Genomic DNA, 268 nt, shown 5'->3' with positions numbered 1-268 from the left:
CCCTTATCGACGAGCCATCTTTCATATCCTCCTGAGGCATTTTAAGAGCTTTCAATTCATTGATTTCTGATTTATACTCTTCTAGTAATTTTTTATCCTGTAAGGCTAGACGTTGTTGTTGGTCTAAAAGATTTTGTGTTTGTTGAATAATTTTTTTTAATTCCGAATTTGATGTTTGTTCTTTATCTAAGAATTTCTCTAAAACAGAAATTCTTTCTTTAAGATAGGATTTTTCTTTGTCTTCTTGCTTATCTTCTAGACTGTCTGC

At 31.0% G+C, this 268-nt stretch carries 1 pseudogene; it reads right to left on the bottom strand.

The features are described from left to right. A pseudogene (locus RU87_RS09880) lies at window positions 1-268 on the bottom strand (hypothetical protein); the annotation flags it as partial.

It is taken from the genome of Pseudolactococcus plantarum (assembly GCF_002441715.1).
In the GTDB taxonomy this organism is placed as follows: Bacteria; Bacillota; Bacilli; order Lactobacillales; family Streptococcaceae; genus Pseudolactococcus; species Pseudolactococcus plantarum.
The sequence above is the reverse complement of the archived record's forward strand: the minus strand, read 5'-3'. Positions and strand labels throughout refer to the sequence as shown.